Below are 18,730 nucleotides of genomic sequence, written 5' to 3'. Positions count from 1 at the left end.
TTAAGCGGAGCTCATTTTCAACCATGCTAAATTATTGAAATCTCTAAAAGTTATTGTGATTCATAGGGTTAGTGTTACAAGGGGTGCTAACGAAAGGTGCTAATGTTTGGCATCGGGTTCGAGGCATTCCAATGGCAAAACTCCACCGTCGCGGCGCAGTTTATTACGCGCTAATTCACGTCCCGACCGATCTAATCGACGCCATGGGCGGCAAGAAACAGGTATGGGTTTCGCTCAAGACGAAGGACTACACCGACGCCAAGCGCTGCAATGCAGCGGTGCAGGATCAATGGATAGGCACCTTTGATGACATCCGCCGCCGTCGCGACTTAACCGACGCAGACATTCAAAGCGCGGTATGGGACCACTACAACACAAAGGTCGAGGACGGCGACCAAGAGCGCGCCAGCCGACCGACGCCCGGCGCGATCATAGCAGCGGAGGAAAAGGCGACGTTAGACGCAACCCGTGCAGGCGGTTTCGTTGCCACCGTCAACGCCATGGCGGATTATGAAATCCTTGCAAACAAGGCGGATTGGGCGGCGCGCCGTCGCACCGCGCGATTAAACCGTCTTCGCGCCGATCTAGCTTCCGGCGACACTCGCTTGATCGAGATCGAGGCCAACGGCTTTCTAACCAAGCAGGGATTCAAGCTCGACCGCAACGACGTCCGGTATCGTGACTTGTGCCTCAAGCTTATGCGCGCCGATATAGAACAACTTGAGCGCTACGCGGAGCGCGACCGTGGCGACTACACCGGCAAGCCACAAGATCCGATCATCGTGGAACCGAAGGACCGCCCGGAACCTATCGGCGCGACCGGCGAAGGCATCATGCAGCTTTTCGCCAAGTATGAAGCGGAGAATCCGAACAGCATCCGGCCCGAAACTTTCTGGCAGGCCCGTCGCGATGTCCAGCACTTTGCCGATTTTGTCGGCCCACGTGTCCGGGCGACCAAGATCGACAAACGCATGGTTCGTGAATGGAAAGAAGTTCTCGCCGAATGGCCGGTGAAGGCGACCGAAACAACCGTATTCAAGGGTTTGGGCATTCAAGAGGTTGTCGCCAAAAACAAAACCTTGGCAGCGCCTAAGCCCACCCTCACCCGCAACACCATCCGGCGCTACCTTGCCGGGCTCGGCGGCTTCTGCCGGTGGCTCGCATTGAATGACTACCTCACCGCCAACCCTGTCACCGACATGCTGCCGAAGAAAAACGGCCCCGCAAACGAGCGCGATACCTTCAGCGATGAAGCCTTAACTGCCCTTTTCACGTCGCCACTATTCACGACATGTAAAAGCGAGGAATGGCGCGACCTCGACAAACCTGGCAATGTCGCCGTGCGTGATCATCGTTTCTGGATTCCGCTTATCATGCTCTATTCCGGCGCGCGACCTGCAGAGATCGCGCAGCTTGCCATTTCAGATGTTCGGCAGGAACACGACATCTGGATTATGGATATCAACGACGAAGGCGAGAACAAGCGAACCAAAAATCAAAATTCCAAGCGCATTGTGCCGGTTCATCCGGAATTGATCGCTTTCGGTTTCGTGAAGCATTGCCAGGGTCAAGCCGCTGCCGGCGAAAAGCAGGTATTCCCTGAGGTCGAGATACCGAAGGAAGGCCAGATCGCCGCCCAATTCTCCCGCGAGTTTAATCGATATTTGGCAGACGTTGGCGTTAAGACCGGCAAGGGCATCGTTACCTATAGCCTTCGCCATACTGTCGTTGACCAGCTACGGCTAGGTTTTATGGACAATGAGATTGAGGCAATCGTCGGCCATGAAAAGCAGACACAGACTAGCAAATACGGCAAACGGCAGGAAGGAACCATCAAGCGCCGGGCTGAAATTGTGAACTCGATTGCATATCCCGGCTTGACGCTCGCCCATCTCAAATAGATAGGCGCAACCGGAGAGCCCGCCCACGTCGATCAAATCGACCAATAGCGCGAGCTACTTCACATCGTCGGCCATGATGTCGCTCGGATCATCGAACAGGCCCTCGGAACAAAACGGAAATCGAACCGCCAAGACATCGGCGGCAGCTCAGTATCACCTCTTTACGTTACCCCGCTCCGTCAGTTGCGATCAGAGCATCGTTGATCACTTCCGCTAGATCACTTCCAACCCGTTGAAATCCCAAGAGGCGCGCAACAGCGCGGATTAGATCTTCGAGTGGCATATCACCGCTTTCAGAACGGATGCGCTGTGCCGCGGCGGTTATTTCTATGGGTGAAAGATAGGCTGCCTTCAGCAGACTGCCGGTTTCGGCGCTGCGGTCCCTGACCGGTGGATTTTGGGTTTGCTCTTCGGTCAACAGGAACGGTCCCGTCTGTCTGAGTATGCCGCCTCTCTGGACGGCAAGACGGGCGGCGAGTCCAGCGGCGTCGACAATACGATTGCCGGCACGAGTTTTACCGAAAGCCGACGTTATACGTCGTGCCACCTCGTCGATATGGATCGGCCCCTCGATCTCGACGATTTTCACGACGAGGTCAGCAAGCTGGGCAACAGGAGCCTCATGGGGCTCGAGGTTGGATTTCACGGAAAGCTCGGCGCGGACATAGGCCGGTGCCGACAAGGTAAGATGATCGATTTCGACCGTTTCCCCGGCCGCCTCCTGCACCAAAGGCGCCGGCCGGAAAACGCCGTGATTTGCACCACGCACGCGAATGCCGTCCTCGGTCGCCAGCCGTGCCTGATCCAGTGCCCCGGCCAGCCGTTGAATCTCGCGGGCTCGATGATGGAACCAGTCGGTGCTCCAGATGCGATGGAAACACCAGCCAAGGTTCTCCAGGACATCCTGGCGCAATCGGTCACGCTCACGCGCCCAGAGCGCTGCATGGTAGGCGGCGCCATCGCATTCCACCGCCAATAGATATTGACCTGGACGATCTGGATGTCGCACGCCAAGGTCGATCCGGAACCCTGCCGTCCCGACCTGTGGATCGGCCAGATAGCCGAGAGAGCGAATTGCGGCGGCTACGTCCTCCTCGAACGGACTGTCGGCGTCGAGGCCGGTTGCCGTGCGCTCCTCCATGATTCCGGTCTTGGCAAAGTCGAGAAAGCGTTTCAAAACCCGTGGGCCGTCGCGCTTGCTTCTCGCCGGGTCGATAGCGCCTGGGTCGAATGAGGCGAAAATCTCGCAGCGAACTCTCGCACGGGAGAAGAGGACATTTAACCGCCGTTCGCCACCTTCGCCATTCACCGGTCCGAAAGACGTCGAAGCGAGCGGCCCGTTTGGCTCTTGGGGTCCGTAACCCACCGAGATCAGGATGACATCGCGCTCGTCACCCTGCACATTCTCGATATTCTTTACGAACACATCCTCATGTCGTCCTTCGCGCAGGAAACCGTCCAGCACTGGGTCCTGGCGGCGTTCGAGTTCGAGAAGTTCGGTGAGCATGTCGGCCTGAGCCTTTGAGAAGGCGACGACCCCGAGCGACAGGTCTGGCCATGCTCGAGCGTGATTAGCCATCTCCCGCACTACGGCCTGCGCCTCGATCCGGTTTGTGCCCTGGCGGCCGAGCCCACTGCCGCCGCGTGCATATACGCCGGGAACGCGGCGAAACTTCAGCCCGTAGTCCTCATCGAGTTGCAGCGGGGATGGCGGCAGCACCAGTTCGTCTCGGTAAAACTCGGCGTTCGACACCCGGATCAGGGATGGATCGCGTGAGCGGTAGTGCCATTCCAGCATCCGCGACCGAAGACCGCGCGCCTCACATAACGAAAGGATGCTTTCCATGTCGGCCGCTGTGGCGCCGATCGGGGCATCCTCATCCTCGTCTTCAATATCTTCAACGTCATCGACCAAACGGTCAAAGAATGAGGTTGGGGGTAGCTGCTTCTGATCGCCCACCACGACGATCTGGCGGGCACGAGCAACGACACCCAAGGCATCCTCCGGCCGGATCTGGGACGCTTCGTCAATCACCAGGAGATCGAAGGTCACGGTGTCGGGCGGCAGGAATTGGGCCACCGAAATCGGGCTCATCAGTATTACGGGCTTGATGCGCTGCACCATGCTGCCTGCATTCTTCATCACCCAACGGATTGACTTATGGCCGCGCTTGCGTCCGATCTCGCCGCGGATGACCCCCATTTGACCCATCGTGCCGCGCGGCATCTGCTCGAAATGGCGGGACAGGATCAAGGTCTTGGCTGTTTCGATCCGGTCCTTCTCCAGCTTGCGGAACAGATTTACGAGGTCATGCCGATCAAGCTGAGGAAGCTTGTTCAGTTCGGGTCGTTCAGCGCGTGCCGCGTTCCAGCGCGCTTCGGCACAAGCATAGGAAAATTCGCGTTCGGCCTCATTGGGTTCAAGGTGTCCCGCATCCACTGCATCGATGACGCCCCCGGCTCCGTTGCTTGTCGCCGTAACGACGCTGCGAGCGAGCGAGGCCCAATCACCATAGCGTCCAGTGTCGGCGGCCATCTGTGCAAAGGCTGCCATCAGTTCGGATAGTGGTGTCGTATCGAGCGCGTCCCCAATTTCTGCCTGCGCCAGATCGAGCTGCAACCGAGTGATCGGTGCCGCCGCGCCGACGCGGCAGACCTGAACGCGTGCCTCAAGGTCGCGCGCTGTGTTACGCGGATCCGGAAATGCGGCAAGCGCTTCCGAAACGTGAGTTGCTTCAGCAAAGGCGCCGGAGCGCCTGACCTCCGTCAACCATTCGCTGACGGCAAGCAGGGCTGCGAAGGGCGTTCGCTCACCGCGCCACTCTGCGCCAAGGGTCGTCTGCAGCCAGCCTTCTTCTTCGGCAAGTCGTTTGCGTCGATCCTGGACTTCCGCCAGTTCGTCCAGCAGCGCCAGGCGTTCTGCGGGTGCTTTAGGCAGCGGGCCGGATAGGAGACCCGTCAATTCGCCTGATGCCCGGCGATAGGGGCCGAACAGCCGAGCCAGGAAAGAGCTCTGGCCGCGTGCGATTGCGTGCCGCATCGCGCCCAGACTGGCATTCCAAGCCGGTGTTGCAAACTTTCCGTTCGCGGCAGCTTGAGCTGCCATCCAGTCCGCCCCAGCCTGTAGCGCCTCGCGTTGTCTGGGTCGGTCTGCATGAAGGAACAGCACAGCTACTGATCTCGCCGCCTCGGCTGGCGCCGACCCGAGCGCTTCGATTCCTGCGCCAAGTTCGGAGATCTCCGCCAAGGTGCACGGTTCAGACTGGTGGAGCATCTGCGCAAGGTGTGCCGCCGCGCTGCACAGTTCCGACATTGCGTTTATCGCTATGGCTAGTTCGTTCACAAGACGTGCCAGATCGGTGGGTTGCAGGTCGAGGTTCATGGTTCCGCGGAAGGGATGCGCGTCAGGTGGGCCTGCCATTTCGAGCGCCGCGACGAAGCCGGATATCGCTGCTAGCGCCCGCTGGCGTGTCGCCCGCGTCAGCGTCTCCAGGCCTTCCTCGGAAATCGACGGTGCCTTTGCCTCTTGGCCGATGAAGCCAATGATCTCCGAGATTGCGCGGAAGGGGCTCTCGTCGCTCAGCGGCAGAGGCGAGTGCAAGAGCGTCGTGATCCGGTTCAGCTCGTCGCGGGTGAGACGAAGCTGTGCGGGATCGGCGGCTCCTGGCAGAGCCCGAGCACTGGCCATCAGCGTGCGGCCGAGTTCCTGCGCCAGGGCTTTCTTGTTGGCGGTGCGCGAATGCAGTTCGAGACAGATGTCGCGCAAGCCCGCCTTTACGAGACGATTGTGCACGACCGAGAGTGCCGCCATCTTCTCGGCCACGAAAAGAACCGACTTCCCGTCATGAGCCGCCGCTGCGATGATATTGGTGATGGTCTGCGACTTGCCGGTTCCCGGCGGTCCTTGCACCACCAGGCTTGCACCACTTCGGACCTCTTCGATCACCTTGGTCTGCGAGGCGTCGGCATCGATCACCTGGATGATCTGCGCCGGATCGAGGTGATCGTCGAGCTTGTCCTTGGGGCCAAAGAGCGGTGTATCGGCCTCGAACCCATCAGCCAGGAGCCCGGCAAGCAAATCGTTGTCTGCGAGCGCGCAATCGGGCCAATTCGCCTGGTCGAGATCGCGGTGCATGAGCAGCTTGGCGAAGGAGAAGAAGCCAAGCTGCATACCGTCCACATCGACGGACCAGCCCGATTTTGCCGAAACGGCGTCGGCCACGAGCGAAAAATACTGCGACGGGGTCCATTCCTCGGTCTCTTCGATTTCCGGCAGGGTGATTCCGAAATCCTGCCGCAGCCGTTCTTGCAGGGGTAGGTTTGTGGTGATGTCGTCGTCACGAGATTGGATATCGTAGGTCGATGTGCGCTCGTTGCGAGCCAGTTGCACCGGCAGGAGGACCAGTGGCGCCTCGCGCTGGATCTCCGAGGTGGGGCTCTCGCGCCAACGCAGGAAGCCCATGGCCAGATAAAGGATGTTGAGGCCCTGTTCCTCTTCCGCTGTCTTCGCATCATGGGCCAGGCGCAAGAGGCGTCGCGCCAGCGCTTCTGGTCCAAGCGGCGTCTCGACGAAATTGTCGCTATACCGTTCGGATCCGGCTTCACGATCATCGCCAGGCAAGGCGAGCAGCATGTCCTGCCCCTCCTCGGTCTTATCCTTGCCCATCGCTTTGAAGCGCATGCGCTTGCCCTGGCCGCGCAGGAGCGCAAAAATATCGTCCGACCGTTCGTTGATTACGTTCAGACAATTCGCCCGCTGATTTGCCCGATTGACGTGGATCAGCCGGTTCCTCGTTCCGGTTTCGAGCAGCTTCCGTCGCGCCGCCTCCAGAACCCTGGAAATGGTCTTCGTATTGACTTCAAGCATAGGTCTGACTGCGAAATTCAGGATTGCGGACAGAAACAAATCCAGCCGCGGCAACCACACCGTTGCCGTTCGCGCGCATCATCAAAGCGTTAGCCACCCCAAACCCTTTTTCTTTTTGCCTCATCTAGACCAGGTCGCCGGAAATATTAGAATCAAGAGTTTGCGAGAATGATCACAGGTGAGATGCGTTCGAAGATATCCGCTACCTTAAGATACTTACGAATCGCCTAGGTTCTGATTTTCCAAGGTTCCGTGAGATCTACCTAATATCGCCGGAGGATATTCGCGCTGCCTTCAGGGTTGCAAAATGATTGAAGCCGACGAGCTAGCCTAATTTTCTGGCGAATACCGACACGACAGAGGGGCGAGGTCAATACCATGCCGTTCTGTCGTGCAGATTATGATCCTAAGCCGGACACTCGCCGAGGCTGAAGCCGTCGCGCATCAGTTGATCTATCCGCCGTTCGCTGGCCCAGGCCATATCTGGAGAGCTGCCTCGAACAGTGTCTTTGCCCGGTTGGTTATCTGCTCCTCGCGGATCACGCTGGACGCAGAGACGACCTTGAGACGCTCGTCGCGGTAGCTGGCGATATCGGCAGACGACAGCATGGCGAGCGTCCGGTGCGCGATATCGCGCTTCATCAGCGCCTTGATGCGGTAGGCCTCGGTGGACGCACTACGCTTGGTCGGCGTGATCTCCGGAAGATAGCGAGCCAGGAATTCACGAACGGTCAATTGCTCGGCAAGTCGCGTATCTGGCGGATTGCTGCAGCGATCGAGCTCCGCTTCCAGATTGCGTGCCCATTTCTCGGCATCAAATTTTGCCTCGAAGGGCTTGGCACGCGGGGCCATTCCTTTACGTCTGACCTCGGCTCGCCATTTGCCCCTGGGCACATATCGATCAATCGTCATGACCGTTGGTATAACTCAGTGGCATCTAATTTTCGTCGTCGACCTCGATGTGTAATCTGCTGAATGATTCGAGCAGAAAGGAGCGCCGCCATTGGCTTCTAAGACAGCCTTGAACGCTAAGAACCTTGAGGGTCTCGGTGTGCAGCGTCTTGCCGAATTGCTGATCGAGATCAGTATCGGTGACGCTGCGGCTAAACGACTCCTCAGATTGGAATTGGTAAGCGCCGAAAGCCCGAGAGAGGTGGCGCGTGAGGTGCGAAAGCGGCTTTCGGCGATCTCGCGATCTCGGACCTTTGTGGATTGGCAAAAGCGCAAGGCGCTTATCGAAGATTTGAAGACTCAGCGCCGCGCTATCGTCGAAAAGGTGGCGCCAGGCGATCCGTCAGAGGCTCTGGATCTGATGTGGCGTTTCGTCGGACTGGCAGATTCCATCTTCGAGCGGTGCAATGACGGCACTGGAGCCGTGATGAGCGTTTTTGAGGATGGTGTTTCAGATCTGGCGCTTATCGCTCAGTCTGCAGCCCCAAATCCAGAAGCTCTGGCGGCTCAGATTTTCACGGCCATCCAGAATAATGGGTATGGCCAATATGACGATCTCATCGAAACCCTTTCGACAGCTCTAGGACCCACTGGGCTCGACCATCTAAAAGCTCAGCTCCAGGCATTAGCTAAGCGATCTTCAAAAGTCCCTGTTGGCGCGAAGCGCCAGCAGGTAATGGCTTGGAGCATGAGGGGGCCGATTTACGCTGACGAAATCGAGGAGAATTCCAACCAGATTACCATCCGGATGGCTCTTCAGAATATTGCAGACGCTCAGAAGGACGTCGATGGCTTCATTGCCCTACATGATGGGCATGCGCGTAAAATGCCAAAGATCGCCACTGAGATCGCAAAGCGCCTACTCGCTGACGGACGCCCTCAGGAAGCCTGGACCGCGATTACAACGGTCGAAGAAAGTCGCTCTGGATGGCTGCCATATGAGTGGGAGGAGATGTATCTCACAATCCTTGAGGCGCTTGGTCGGACAGACGATGCACAGGCGTTCCGGTGGACATGCTTCGAACGAGCACTCTCGGTCTCGCATCTGCGCAATTTTCTGAGCCGGCTTCCCGATTTCGAAGATTTAGAGGCGGAAGAGCGTGCGCTTAGGCACGTTGCGGCTCACTCTAGCCTACTTAGCGCCCTCTCTTTCATGATTGACTGGAAAGATTTTAATCGGGCGTCAAAGCTAATCATTCAGCGTATCGAGGAACTCGACGGCAATCATTACGAGATCTTGGCACCGGCAGCAGAGGCACTCTCGGGAACGCAGCCGCTCGCCGCCACGCTACTTTTGCGTGCAATGATCGACTTTTCGCTAGAGACAGGCCGGTCCAGTCGTTACCCACATGCCGCACGACACCTTATCGAATGTGGAAGCCTTGCCGGCTCGATCACTGATTTTGGTGGCTTGGAAACTCACGACGTCTACTCCTCCCGCTTGCGCGTCGAGCATGGTCGAAAAGCTTCCTTCTGGAGCCACATTACATAAGAAGCCGCCCGTGAACGCCGAACAGCTTGCGTAGAACGCGGACTTCGCTCTGTATCACGGGAAGGCTATGCGCGTCCGCGATTTATTCCCTCATTAGGCAAGGGAGCGGGATCGACATGCTGCAATTCAACGACTGGTGCGACACAGCTAACAGCAAGGTGGGAGCATATCCGCTTCTGCTGATTTCAGGCGACTCAGCACGGTTGAACACCGGCATCGCCGCGACCGGCGCCATTGTGCCAACCCATATGCCGCCGAGGAACGCGTCGCCGTGATTCTTCGCCGCCGCGGAAAGCCAGCTGCCGCTCAGTTCGTCGAAGTCAAATTGCCGACGAGCAAATCGACCCGCTCAGGCCCAAGCTCGCGTCAAAAGCCTTAAAACGTTGAAGGTGTTCAAACGCCTCATCCAGGATGATACCAAGCCATGCATCAACGGGTGTGATGCGGAAAGATTGCGGAGGACGTGAGCGAAGAAGGACGATGTTTGTCCTTTCAGAGCACAAGCGGGGCGAGGTCTGGCTGAGGCGATTGCGCACAGTAGTGCTGCGCAGTTGGGACCTTGAAGCTTGTTTTTACAATTTTGGCATTGACGAAGACGTCGTAACGAGTGCTCTTTCCCAAGATCTGATGGGATGCCGTGGGCAGCAATAGCATCGGCTCCGCACGCAGGGGCCACTTCAACACCACGCGATTTCGCGCGGTTTCTAGGGCCACCTGCATCAATTGCGCGGCATCGGGATCGGTGCCGACGATCTCGCGGATCAGCCGCATCTCCTTCTTCACCAGGGCAGTATTGTTACGTGGCGGGTGCATCGGATCGACCAACACCACCTGCGGGTTCAGTTGAGGCAGCAGGGCGCATGAGTCGCCGTGGATCAGCGTCATCCGCGCAATCGTTTCGGCATACCGGCCTCCCTTCGCCCGGGCGCGATCGAGCCCTTCGGCAAGGAGGTCATGCATTGTCACCGAGCGCTCGATGAGGGTGACGCGTGCGCCAAGCGATGCCAGCAAAAACGCGTCGCGGCCGAGGCCGGCAGTAGCGTCCACGATTTCTGGCGTAGCGCCGCGCGAAAACCCCACGGCTTTCGCCAGAGCCTGCCCGCGCCCCTCGCCAGAGCGAAAACGGTGACCGATCACGCCGCCGATGAAATCGACGATCAGGGCTGATGTATCGAGATTTTGCGCCATCGCCGTCCTCAGAAGGGCACAGGGACGGTGAACGTGACATCCGAGCCACCGGGATGACGAAAGCCGAGTTTCTCGGCGTGGAGAAGCAGGCGGTCCGCGCGCGCCAAAGCTGCGCCGTCGGCATAGAACTCGTCGCCGAGGATCACATGGCCCACTGCCTTCATGTGCACGCGCAACTGGTGTGTGCGTCCGGTCAGCGGAAAAAGGCGCAGACGCGTGGTGTTTTCGCCGTATCCGAGAACGCGCCAGCGCGTCTGTGCGGGCTTGCCATGCTCATGGTCGACGCGATGGCGGGGTTTGTTATCGGGGTCGATAGCCAAAGGCAGGCCGACTGATCCTTCCTCATCCCGGACCCTACCCCAGACCTCAGCTACATAGGATTTCTTGGTGGTGCGCGCCTCGAACTGCGCCGCCACCGCGGCATGAGCCTTGCGGTTGAGCGACATCAGCACCACGCCGGACGTGTCCTTGTCCAGTCGATGAATGATTAGCGCTTGAGGGAATTTTTCCTGGACGCGCGTTGCCAGGCTGTCCGAAAGGGCGGGTTGGCGTCCGGGCACGGAAAGAAGACCGCTCGGCTTATCGAGCACGAGAAGGTCTGCGTCGTGGTGGAGGATAGAAACGTAGGGTTTCACTGGCGGATTATAGACGGGAAAAGCACCTGATAACGCAATCATGCGGCCATCTACCATGAATTGAGCCACGCGGAGAACAGCGGTGTCACTGCCGGTCGGTATTTGCACGTGGTGAGAGAAGGCATGAGTGAAAAGCCGCGCGAGATGCGCAGTGCTATAAATGGTGACAGTGCTTGTTGCGGCGTATTGAGTTGCAACTACTGCCTGGAAGTGGCGGGTTCGTGCCGATCTGATCGCATCAGGCTGCGGAGAAACCGGGGAGTCAAAGACGATGTGAAGTGCGCATTGTGCGTCAATATACTGTTCGGTCACTTCGGAGGCAGCGCTCTATCCAGCTGAGCTACGGGTGCTTTCGGGATCCGGAAAACCAACCGGCCGGCGAACCGAACGGTCGCAGCTCTTAGCGGCAGCTGCACAAGGCTTCAACGGGGGAAATGGAATTGCGCTGCTCTCCGATGGCAGAGATCACAGGTTCGAACCCTGTCGGGTGCGCCGGGGCTGTGCCGGTAGTGTGGTGGAAACGGCGATGATGTGCCTTGGTTGCCAACAACGGCAAGACCGCAGCGAGCCATGATGCCAACGTGCGCTTCTGGGCTTTAGGTCCGGTGGGCATCACGAAGCTTCTCCCATCGATCCAGTAAGTCTTCTGTCTCAGCGAGTAGGAGGTCTCTTTGAGTATCATACACGCGGCGCGATGCCTCGCCGCCTAGCAAGTTTGGGTGCGCCTCTTCCTTCGCTATCTGATCCAGTCGGCGATGAATCGCCGCGAGCCGATTCGTGATCTGATCGTCCATCGTCTCGATCCTCCTAGATGAACATATAGCAACCCGTGGCGGGATGTGACAACCGCGTCATGGATGAGGAATTCAAACTGAGACAGTCTTGGTTCGTTAGCGCGTATGGACTAGGGTCGCCGCGCAACAACACGGCTAATCCGGAATAAAGTGTATGATTACAGGTGAACTTCGCTCGCAAATTGACGCGGTTTGGAATGCTTTTTGGACTGGTGGCATTTCCAACCCGCTCGAGGTGATCGAGCAGATCACCTATCTGCTGTTTATCCGGGGCCTGGACGACGCACAGACCAATTACGAGCGGCAGATGAGCCGCTTTGGCGAGGCGACGGTGCCGGCCGTGTTCCCCGAGGGGGAGGATAGTCGTGGTCGGCCCTATCGCGACCTGCGCTGGAGCGTGTTCAAGACGGTCGGCTCACCGGCTGAGATGTTCACCATCGTCGCCGAGCATGTCTTTCCGTTTCTGCGTGAGATGGGCGAGGCCGGCACCAGCCAGGCCGAGCACATGAAGGGCGCGCGCTTCACCATTCCCACGCCGGCGCTGCTCGCCAAGGTCGTCGACATGCTCGACGACATCCCGATGGATGATCGCGACACCAAGGGTGATCTCTATGAATACATGCTGGGCAAGATCGCCAGCGCCGGTCAGAACGGCCAGTTCCGCACGCCGCGCCACATCATCCAGCTGATGGTCGAGTTGATGGCGCCCGGCCCCAAGGACGTGATCTGCGATCCGGCGGCGGGAACGGCGGGGTTCCTGGTCGCGGCGGGCGAATTTCTGCGTGATCACCATCCGGAGATCTTCCGCGACGAGGCGCAGCGCAAGCATTTCCACGAGACGATGTTCAACGGCTTCGATTTCGATAGCACCATGCTGCGCATCGGCTCAATGAACATGCAGCTGCACGGCGTCGAAAGCGCCAATCTGCGCTATCGCGATAGCCTCTCCGAGCAAGACAGCGGCGGCGAGGCCGATGCCTATTCGCTGATCCTGGCCAACCCGCCCTTTGCCGGCTCGCTCGATTACGAAACGACGGCCAAGGATTTGCTCAAGATCGTCAAGACCAAGAAGACCGAACTGCTGTTCATGGCGCTGTTCCTCAAGCTGCTGAAGCCCGGGGGCCGCGCGGCGGTGATCGTGCCGGATGGGGTGCTGTTCGGCTCATCCACGGCGCACAAGGCGATCCGCAGGATGCTGGTGGAGGATCACAAGCTCGACGCCATCATCAAGCTGCCGTCCGGCGTGTTTCGGCCCTATGCGGGCGTCTCGACCGCCATCGTCATTTTCACCAAGACCAATTCGGGCGGCACCGACCATGTCTGGTTCTATGATGTGCAGGCCGATGGGTTGAGCCTTGACGACAAACGGCAAGCGCTGGTGAGCGCGGAAAAATTCGGACCGGTGCCGGATGTGGCGCTGGACGACGACGAGCACGCCAAGAACAACTTGCCCGACGTGCTGGCCCGGTGGACCCAGCGCACCGGCACCGAACGCGAACGCGCGCGCACCGAGCAGAGCTTTGCCGTGCCCAAGGCCGAGATCATCGGGGCGGATTACGACCTCTCGATCAACCGATACAAGGAAGTGGTGCACGAGGCAGTCGAGCACCGCGCGCCCAAGGAGATAATCGCGGAGCTGAAGGCGCTGGAGGCGGAGATTGCGCAGGGGTTGGATGAGTTGGAGGCGATGCTGTGAATCAGCATCGGAATTTGACGGTTGGCGACGCCTTTGAGTTTGTGCGGAACGGAAAGTCCATCAAACAAGACCGCGACGCAGGTGGGTTACCTATCACGAGGATTGAGACCATTGCCGATGGGACAGTCGACAACGACCGTGTTGGATATGCCGGCCTTGAACTGGCAGGGAACGAACAATGGCTTTTGCGGGAAGGAGACATCCTCTTTAGCCATATTAATAGCGTTCAGCATGTGGGCAAGTGCGCCATCTATGAGGGCGCTCCTCCGCAATTGATCCACGGCATGAACCTGCTGGCGTTGCGGCCGAGCAAAAATTTGCACCCGCGATACGCACTGCATGCTCTTCGACAGTCCTCGTTTCGCGCGCGCCTGCTCCAATTTGTGAACAAGGCGGTGAACCAGGCGAGCGTCTCAACCACGAACTTGAAGAGCCTCCCTTTCTCTCTTCCACCCCTCGACGAGCAGCGGCGGATTGCGGCCATTTTGGACAAGGCCGATGCGCTGCGCCAGAAGCGCAAGCGCGCTATCGCTTTGCTCGACAGCCTGACGCAGTCGATTTTTCTCGAGATGTTTGGGGATCCGGCATCCAACCCCCATGGGTTCCCCCTGAAAAGGTTCGGCGAAATTGGGAAGCTAGATCGCGGGGTGTCAAAGCATAGACCACGCAACGATCCTGCTTTTCTGGGTGGATCCCACCCACTGATCCAAACTGGGGATGTTGCCAACAGTAACGGGTATATCACCCGGTTCTCATCCACATATTCGGACCTTGGACTCCGACAAAGTCGGAAGTGGCCGTCGGGCACGCTCTGCATCACGATTGCCGCAAACATCGCCAACACGGGCATACTAACTTTCGAAGCGTGCTTTCCAGACAGCGTCGTCGGCTTTACATCTGATCAGCCCGGACTTACTCAATACGTTCGTGTCTGGCTTAGTTTTTTGAAAGATAATCTCGAGAGAATGGCTCCCGCTTCGGCGCAGAAGAATATCAATCTTCAGATCTTGCGTGATTTACCGATCGCCTGTCCGTCACGTGAAGATGTGGCTGACTTTGGCAGGCGAATGGAATTGTTGAAACTCGCGGACGATACGCAACAACGACATGCGCTAAAGTTTCAGGACCTCTTTTCCTCCCTTCAACATCGCGCTTTCTCCGGCCAGCTCTAGCCACGGATACCACCGCGCCCATGTCCAATTTCGCCTTTCTCGCCGACGAATTCTCCGAAATTCACAGCTCGGCGGTGCGTGCAGAGACGTTGGCGCTGGGTGATCCGCGGGCGAGTGCGTTCTATGCGCGCCGCACGCTGGAAGTGGCTATCCACTGGGTGTTCAAGCACGATTCCGCGCTGACCTTTCCCTATCAGAACAATCTCTCGGCGCTGATCCATGAACCGAGCTTCAAGCGCACTGCCGGCCTGGCGGTGTTCGCCAAGGCCAAGCTGATCGTCGCAATCGGCAACCGCGCCGTGCACGAGGCGCGCGAGACGCCCAGGCAGGATGCGGTGCAGGCGGTGACCGACCTGTTCCACTTCTGCTTCTGGCTGGCGCGCAGCTATGCCCGGCGCAACCATCCGGCAGACGGACTGGCCTTCGATCCGGCGCTGCTCAACCGCAAGGACGACATCGCCAAGCGGGCCTTCACCCAGTTGCAGCAACAGGCCGCCGAGCTTGCGGCCAAGGACGAAGACCTCACCGCGCTTCTGCGCGACAAGAGCCGGCTCGACGACGAACTCAAGGCTCTACGCGCTGAGATCGCAGCCGCCAAGCGCGACAACGCGGCTGTGCCCGACCGGCACGACTATGCCGAAGCCGAGACGCGCGACGCCTATATCGACGTGCTGCTGCGCGAGGCAGGCTGGCCGCTGGCCGATGCACAGGATCGCGAATATGCCATCGAGGGCATGCCCAACAGCCAGGGCGTCGGCTATGCCGATTACGTGCTGTGGGGCGATGACGGCAAGCCGCTGGCAGTCATCGAGGCCAAGCGCACCAAGCGCGACCCGCGCGCCGGCCGGCAGCAGGCCAAGCTCTATGCCGATGGACTGGAACAGAAATTCGATCAACGCCCGGTGATCTTCACCACCAATGGCTATGAACACTGGATCTGGGACGACGAAACCTATCCGCCGCGCGAAATCCAGGGTTTCCTCAAGAAGGATGAGCTGGCACTGTTGATCGAGCGGCGTCGCTCGCGCCGGCCGCTGGTCGAGGCCGATATCAACAAGGCCATCGTCGGCCGTTATTATCAGCGCCGCGCCATCGCCAAGGTGGCGCAGAGTTTCGAGACCGACAAACAGCGCAAGGCCTTGCTGGTCATGGCTACCGGTTCGGGCAAGACGCGCACGGTGATCGCGTTGGCCGATCTGTTGATGAAGGCCAACTGGGCCAAGCGCATCCTGTTCCTTGCCGACCGGGTGGCGCTGGTCAACCAGGCGGTCGCGGCCTTCAAGGGGCATCTGCCCGATGCCGCGCCAGTGAATCTGGTCACCGACAAATCGGCGCAGGGCCGGGTCTATGTCTCGACCTATCCCACCATGATGGGGCTGATCGACCAGAAGCGCGACGAGGGCCGGCAGTTCGGCGTTGGCCACTTCGATCTCATCATCATCGATGAAGCGCACCGCTCGGTCTATCAGCGCTATGGCGCGATCTTCGACTATTTCGACAGCCTGCTGGTCGGCCTCACCGCGACGCCGCGTGACGAGATCGACCGCAACACCTATGGCCTGTTCGAGCTCGAGGACGGCGTGCCAACCGACTACTACTCGCTGGAGCAGGCAGTCGCCGACGAATACCTCGTGCCGCCCGAGGCGGTGTCGGTGCCGCTGAAATTCCAGCGAGAGGGCATCAAATACGAAAGCCTCAGCGACACCGAAAAAGACCAATGGGACATGCTGGAGTGGGACGAAGAGGAAATCCCCGACAGCGTCGACGCCCAGGCCGTCAACAAATGGCTGTTCAACGCCGACACGGTCGACAAGGTGCTGGCCCATGTGATGACGCACGGCCTCAAGGTTGAAGGTGGCGACCGGCTGGGCAAGACCATCATCTTCGCCAAGAACCAGGCGCATGCCGAGTTCATCGAGGAGCGATTCAACGCCAACTACCCGGCGCTGGCCGGCCACTTTGCCCGCATCATCACCTTCAAGACCGAATATGCTCAGAGCCTGATCGACGACTTTTCTACCAAGGACAAAGGCCCGCACATCGCCATCTCGGTCGACATGCTCGACACAGGCATCGACGTGCCGGAGGTGGTAAACCTGGTTCTGTTCAAGCTCATCCGCTCCAAGACCAAGTTCTGGCAAATTCTTGGGCGCGGAACGCGGCTCTGCGAAGACCTATTTGGGCCAGGCCGCGACAAGGAATGCTTCTACGTCTTCGATTTCTGCCAGAACCTCGAATTTTTCAGCCAAAACCCCAAGCCCACCGAAGGCTCGACCGGCAAGGGGCTGTCCGAGCGCCTGTTCGAAGCGCGGCTCGACCTGGTGCTGGCGCTGGACGAGAAGGCCAAGGCCGCGAAACTGCTGGGCGTGTCAGAGGGGGGAGAACCATTTCTGGGCGCCAATGGCGAGGCGCCTGTCCCCGCCAATGACGACGAGGTTCGTGTTCAAACACTCGGCGCCCTTCGCGACTACGTGGCAGGCATGAACCTCGATAACTTCATCGTGCGCCCGCATCGGCGTGCCGTCGAGAAGTTCCAGCGACCGGAAAGCTGGACTGCACTCGATCATGCTGCCCGTCAGGAATTGGTGGACGAGGTCGCCGCTCTGCCGACCGAAAGCAAGCTGGGCAACGAGGCCGCCAAGCGCTTCGATCTACTGATGCTGAATCTGCAACTCTCCTTACTCCGGGCCAGCAAGAGCTTCGATCGCTATCGTCAGCAGCTCCTGGTTATCGCAAGCGCCTTGGAGGAGCAGTTCTCAATCCCGGTGGTCGCAGCCCAGCAGGAGCTCATCCTCGAGATCCAAGCCGACCCGTGGTGGGAAGGCGTCACCGTCCCACTGCTCGAACTGGTGCGCCTGCGGTTGCGTAACCTGGTGCAGCATGTTGACAAGTCCAAGCGTGGCATCGTCTATTCGGATTTCGAGGACGAGGTTGGCGCTGGACTGGCCATCGACCTGCCGCAGATCGGTTCCGTCGACTTCAACCGCTTCCGCCGAAAGGCGCGCCACTTCTTGCTCGAGCACGAGGATAATTTGACGCTCCAGAAGCTCCGTCGTGGACTTCCATTGACCCAGACGGACCTCGATCAGCTTTCGGGACTGCTGATATCTGCCGGCATTGGCGATCGTGCACAGCTGGAAAAAGCCACGGAGCTAAGCAGTGGCCTTGGCCGTTTCATCCGGTCGCTGGTTGGCTTGGAAAGAGCTGCTGTGGTTGCGGCCTTCAGCAACTTCGTCTCTGATAGTCGTGCCAGTGCCGATCAGATCGAGTTCATCGACCTGGTGATCGAGCACCTCACTGATAAGGGCATGATGGATCCGAAGGCGCTCTATACGAGCCCGTTCACGGACGTCGCTCCATCCGGACCGGAGCAGGTGTTTGATCTCAAGCGGACGGACCGTCTCATCGAGGTCATCGAAAGCTTCAACGCAAGCGCTGTGGGGTAACCACACGACAAGTCTGCTCTTAGGATGCCGCTGGTTGACTCAGGGGTGCTCACTGAAGAGCACCGACGATGTCGACGTTGGGAATTGTGCATCGAACGAACGATGCGCGCTGGTGATCTCCCATATCAGTTGGTGTGAATGAGGAAGGGCGCAGCGATACCGCCCCGTGCCACCCCAGTTCAGTCTTCGAGGTTCAGGAATGCCGGCAGGCTAGACGCCAGACTTACGCCAGCCGGCAGCGCGCGCTTCAGTCTCGGAACAGAACCATCGTTCCCCATATTCTGGCCGGACCACCGTCCGCTCGTAATATTTCTGACCGGGCACATGATAGATCCGCTCGCCCGAATTGATGCTGACATTGCCCTTGACGTTACAAGCGGAGCTAGTCGATCGGGCTACAGCGTGGATCGGCGCCGAAACTGACGCAGCGAGGTTATCAGCGAAATATCCCGTTCCCGCAGCACCTCCGAGAAGGAGAGCTATTGGAACGATTAGATGTGGTTGGACCCGTCGCATTGGTGCAGGATGACGTGAAAATCTCACCATCTCGAAAACGCCGTCGGTTCAATTTTAACGATACGTTTCTCG

10 protein-coding genes, 1 tRNA gene and 1 pseudogene are annotated in these 18,730 nt (G+C 58.9%); 7 read left to right on the top strand and 5 right to left on the bottom strand.

Annotated features, from left to right (window positions below):
- The first annotated feature begins 131 nt into the window (after window positions 1–131).
- On the top strand, window positions 132–1,901 hold the full coding sequence (locus tag ACX3P1_RS06515; protein ID WP_459078739.1) for a DUF6538 domain-containing protein: 1,770 nt from the start codon (window positions 132–134) through the stop codon (window positions 1,899–1,901).
- A 166-nt stretch (window positions 1,902–2,067) separates the two neighbouring features.
- On the opposite strand, the gene ACX3P1_RS06510 is transcribed toward ACX3P1_RS06515, so the two are convergent.
- Entirely contained in the window at window positions 2,068–6,822 is a 4,755-nt protein-coding gene (locus ACX3P1_RS06510) for a DUF3320 domain-containing protein (protein WP_459078738.1), read from the bottom strand.
- 399 nt (window positions 6,823–7,221) lie between these two features.
- Window positions 7,222–7,620, bottom strand: a complete 399-nt coding sequence (locus tag ACX3P1_RS06505; RefSeq protein ID WP_459078737.1) for a hypothetical protein — start codon at window positions 7,618–7,620, stop codon at window positions 7,222–7,224.
- A 151-nt stretch (window positions 7,621–7,771) separates the two neighbouring features.
- On the opposite strand from ACX3P1_RS06505, the gene ACX3P1_RS06500 reads away from it, so the two are divergent.
- Both ACX3P1_RS06500 and ACX3P1_RS06495 read left to right on the top strand, forming a co-directional pair.
- A complete protein-coding gene (locus ACX3P1_RS06500; RefSeq protein WP_459078736.1) occupies window positions 7,772–9,211 on the top strand; it encodes a DUF6880 family protein in 1,440 nt (479 codons plus the stop codon).
- Between the two features lie 116 nt (window positions 9,212–9,327).
- Complete coding sequence (locus tag ACX3P1_RS06495; protein WP_459078735.1) at window positions 9,328–9,486, top strand: hypothetical protein; 159 nt, start codon at window positions 9,328–9,330, stop codon at window positions 9,484–9,486.
- Between the two features lie 301 nt (window positions 9,487–9,787).
- Here the strand turns inward: ACX3P1_RS06495 and ACX3P1_RS06490 are convergent.
- Window positions 9,788–10,399: pseudogene (locus ACX3P1_RS06490) on the bottom strand (class I SAM-dependent methyltransferase); the annotation flags it as partial.
- Between the two features lie 8 nt (window positions 10,400–10,407).
- Window positions 10,408–11,076, bottom strand: coding sequence for a pseudouridine synthase (locus ACX3P1_RS06485; protein WP_459078795.1), 669 nt, complete (start codon window positions 11,074–11,076; stop codon window positions 10,408–10,410).
- Between the two features lie 370 nt (window positions 11,077–11,446).
- Between ACX3P1_RS06485 and ACX3P1_RS06480 the strand changes: the two genes are divergently transcribed.
- The 4 genes from ACX3P1_RS06480 (at window position 11,447) to ACX3P1_RS06465 (ending at window position 18,142) form a co-directional block, all read left to right on the top strand.
- Window positions 11,447–11,526: transfer RNA gene (locus ACX3P1_RS06480), tRNA-Arg, on the top strand.
- Between the two features lie 456 nt (window positions 11,527–11,982).
- Window positions 11,983–13,524 carry a type I restriction-modification system subunit M gene (locus tag ACX3P1_RS06475; protein ID WP_459078734.1) on the top strand — a complete coding sequence of 514 codons (1,542 nt, stop codon included), beginning with the start codon at window positions 11,983–11,985 and terminating at the stop codon, window positions 13,522–13,524.
- Window positions 13,521–14,696, top strand: a complete 1,176-nt coding sequence (locus ACX3P1_RS06470) for a restriction endonuclease subunit S (RefSeq protein ID WP_459078733.1) — start codon at window positions 13,521–13,523, stop codon at window positions 14,694–14,696. The genes ACX3P1_RS06475 and ACX3P1_RS06470 overlap by 4 nt, the downstream gene beginning before the upstream one ends.
- 20 nt (window positions 14,697–14,716) lie before the next feature.
- The gene (locus tag ACX3P1_RS06465) at window positions 14,717–18,142 is read left to right on the top strand and encodes a DEAD/DEAH box helicase family protein (protein ID WP_459078732.1); all 3,426 of its coding nucleotides are present in this window, start codon (window positions 14,717–14,719) and stop codon (window positions 18,140–18,142) included.
- Between the two features lie 210 nt (window positions 18,143–18,352).
- Here the strand turns inward: ACX3P1_RS06465 and ACX3P1_RS06460 are convergent, their stop codons facing one another.
- The gene (locus ACX3P1_RS06460; RefSeq protein WP_459078794.1) at window positions 18,353–18,658 is read right to left on the bottom strand and encodes a sunset domain-containing protein; all 306 of its coding nucleotides are present in this window, start codon (window positions 18,656–18,658) and stop codon (window positions 18,353–18,355) included.
- Window positions 18,659–18,730: the final 72 nt, after the last annotated feature.

The organism is Mesorhizobium sp. A623 (assembly GCF_054489405.1).
Note: the sequence above shows the minus strand (reverse complement) of the source record. Positions and strands in the feature narration are given on the sequence as shown.

Bases quoted from the DNA above. Each gene is read 5' to 3' on its own strand.
- ACX3P1_RS06475 (WP_459078734.1), top strand. From the start codon at position 11,983: ATGATTACAGGTGAACTTCGCTCGCAAATTGACGCGGTTTGGAATGCT.
- ACX3P1_RS06505 (WP_459078737.1), bottom strand. From the start codon at position 7,620: ATGGCCCCGCGTGCCAAGCCCTTCGAGGCAAAATTTGATGCCGAGAAA.
- ACX3P1_RS06495 (WP_459078735.1), top strand. From the start codon at position 9,328: ATGCTGCAATTCAACGACTGGTGCGACACAGCTAACAGCAAGGTGGGA.
- ACX3P1_RS06460 (WP_459078794.1), bottom strand. From the start codon at position 18,658: ATGCGACGGGTCCAACCACATCTAATCGTTCCAATAGCTCTCCTTCTC.
- ACX3P1_RS06485 (WP_459078795.1), bottom strand. From the start codon at position 11,076: ATGATTGCGTTATCAGGTGCTTTTCCCGTCTATAATCCGCCAGTGAAA.
- ACX3P1_RS06465 (WP_459078732.1), top strand. From the start codon at position 14,717: ATGTCCAATTTCGCCTTTCTCGCCGACGAATTCTCCGAAATTCACAGC.
- ACX3P1_RS06515 (WP_459078739.1), top strand. From the start codon at position 132: ATGGCAAAACTCCACCGTCGCGGCGCAGTTTATTACGCGCTAATTCAC.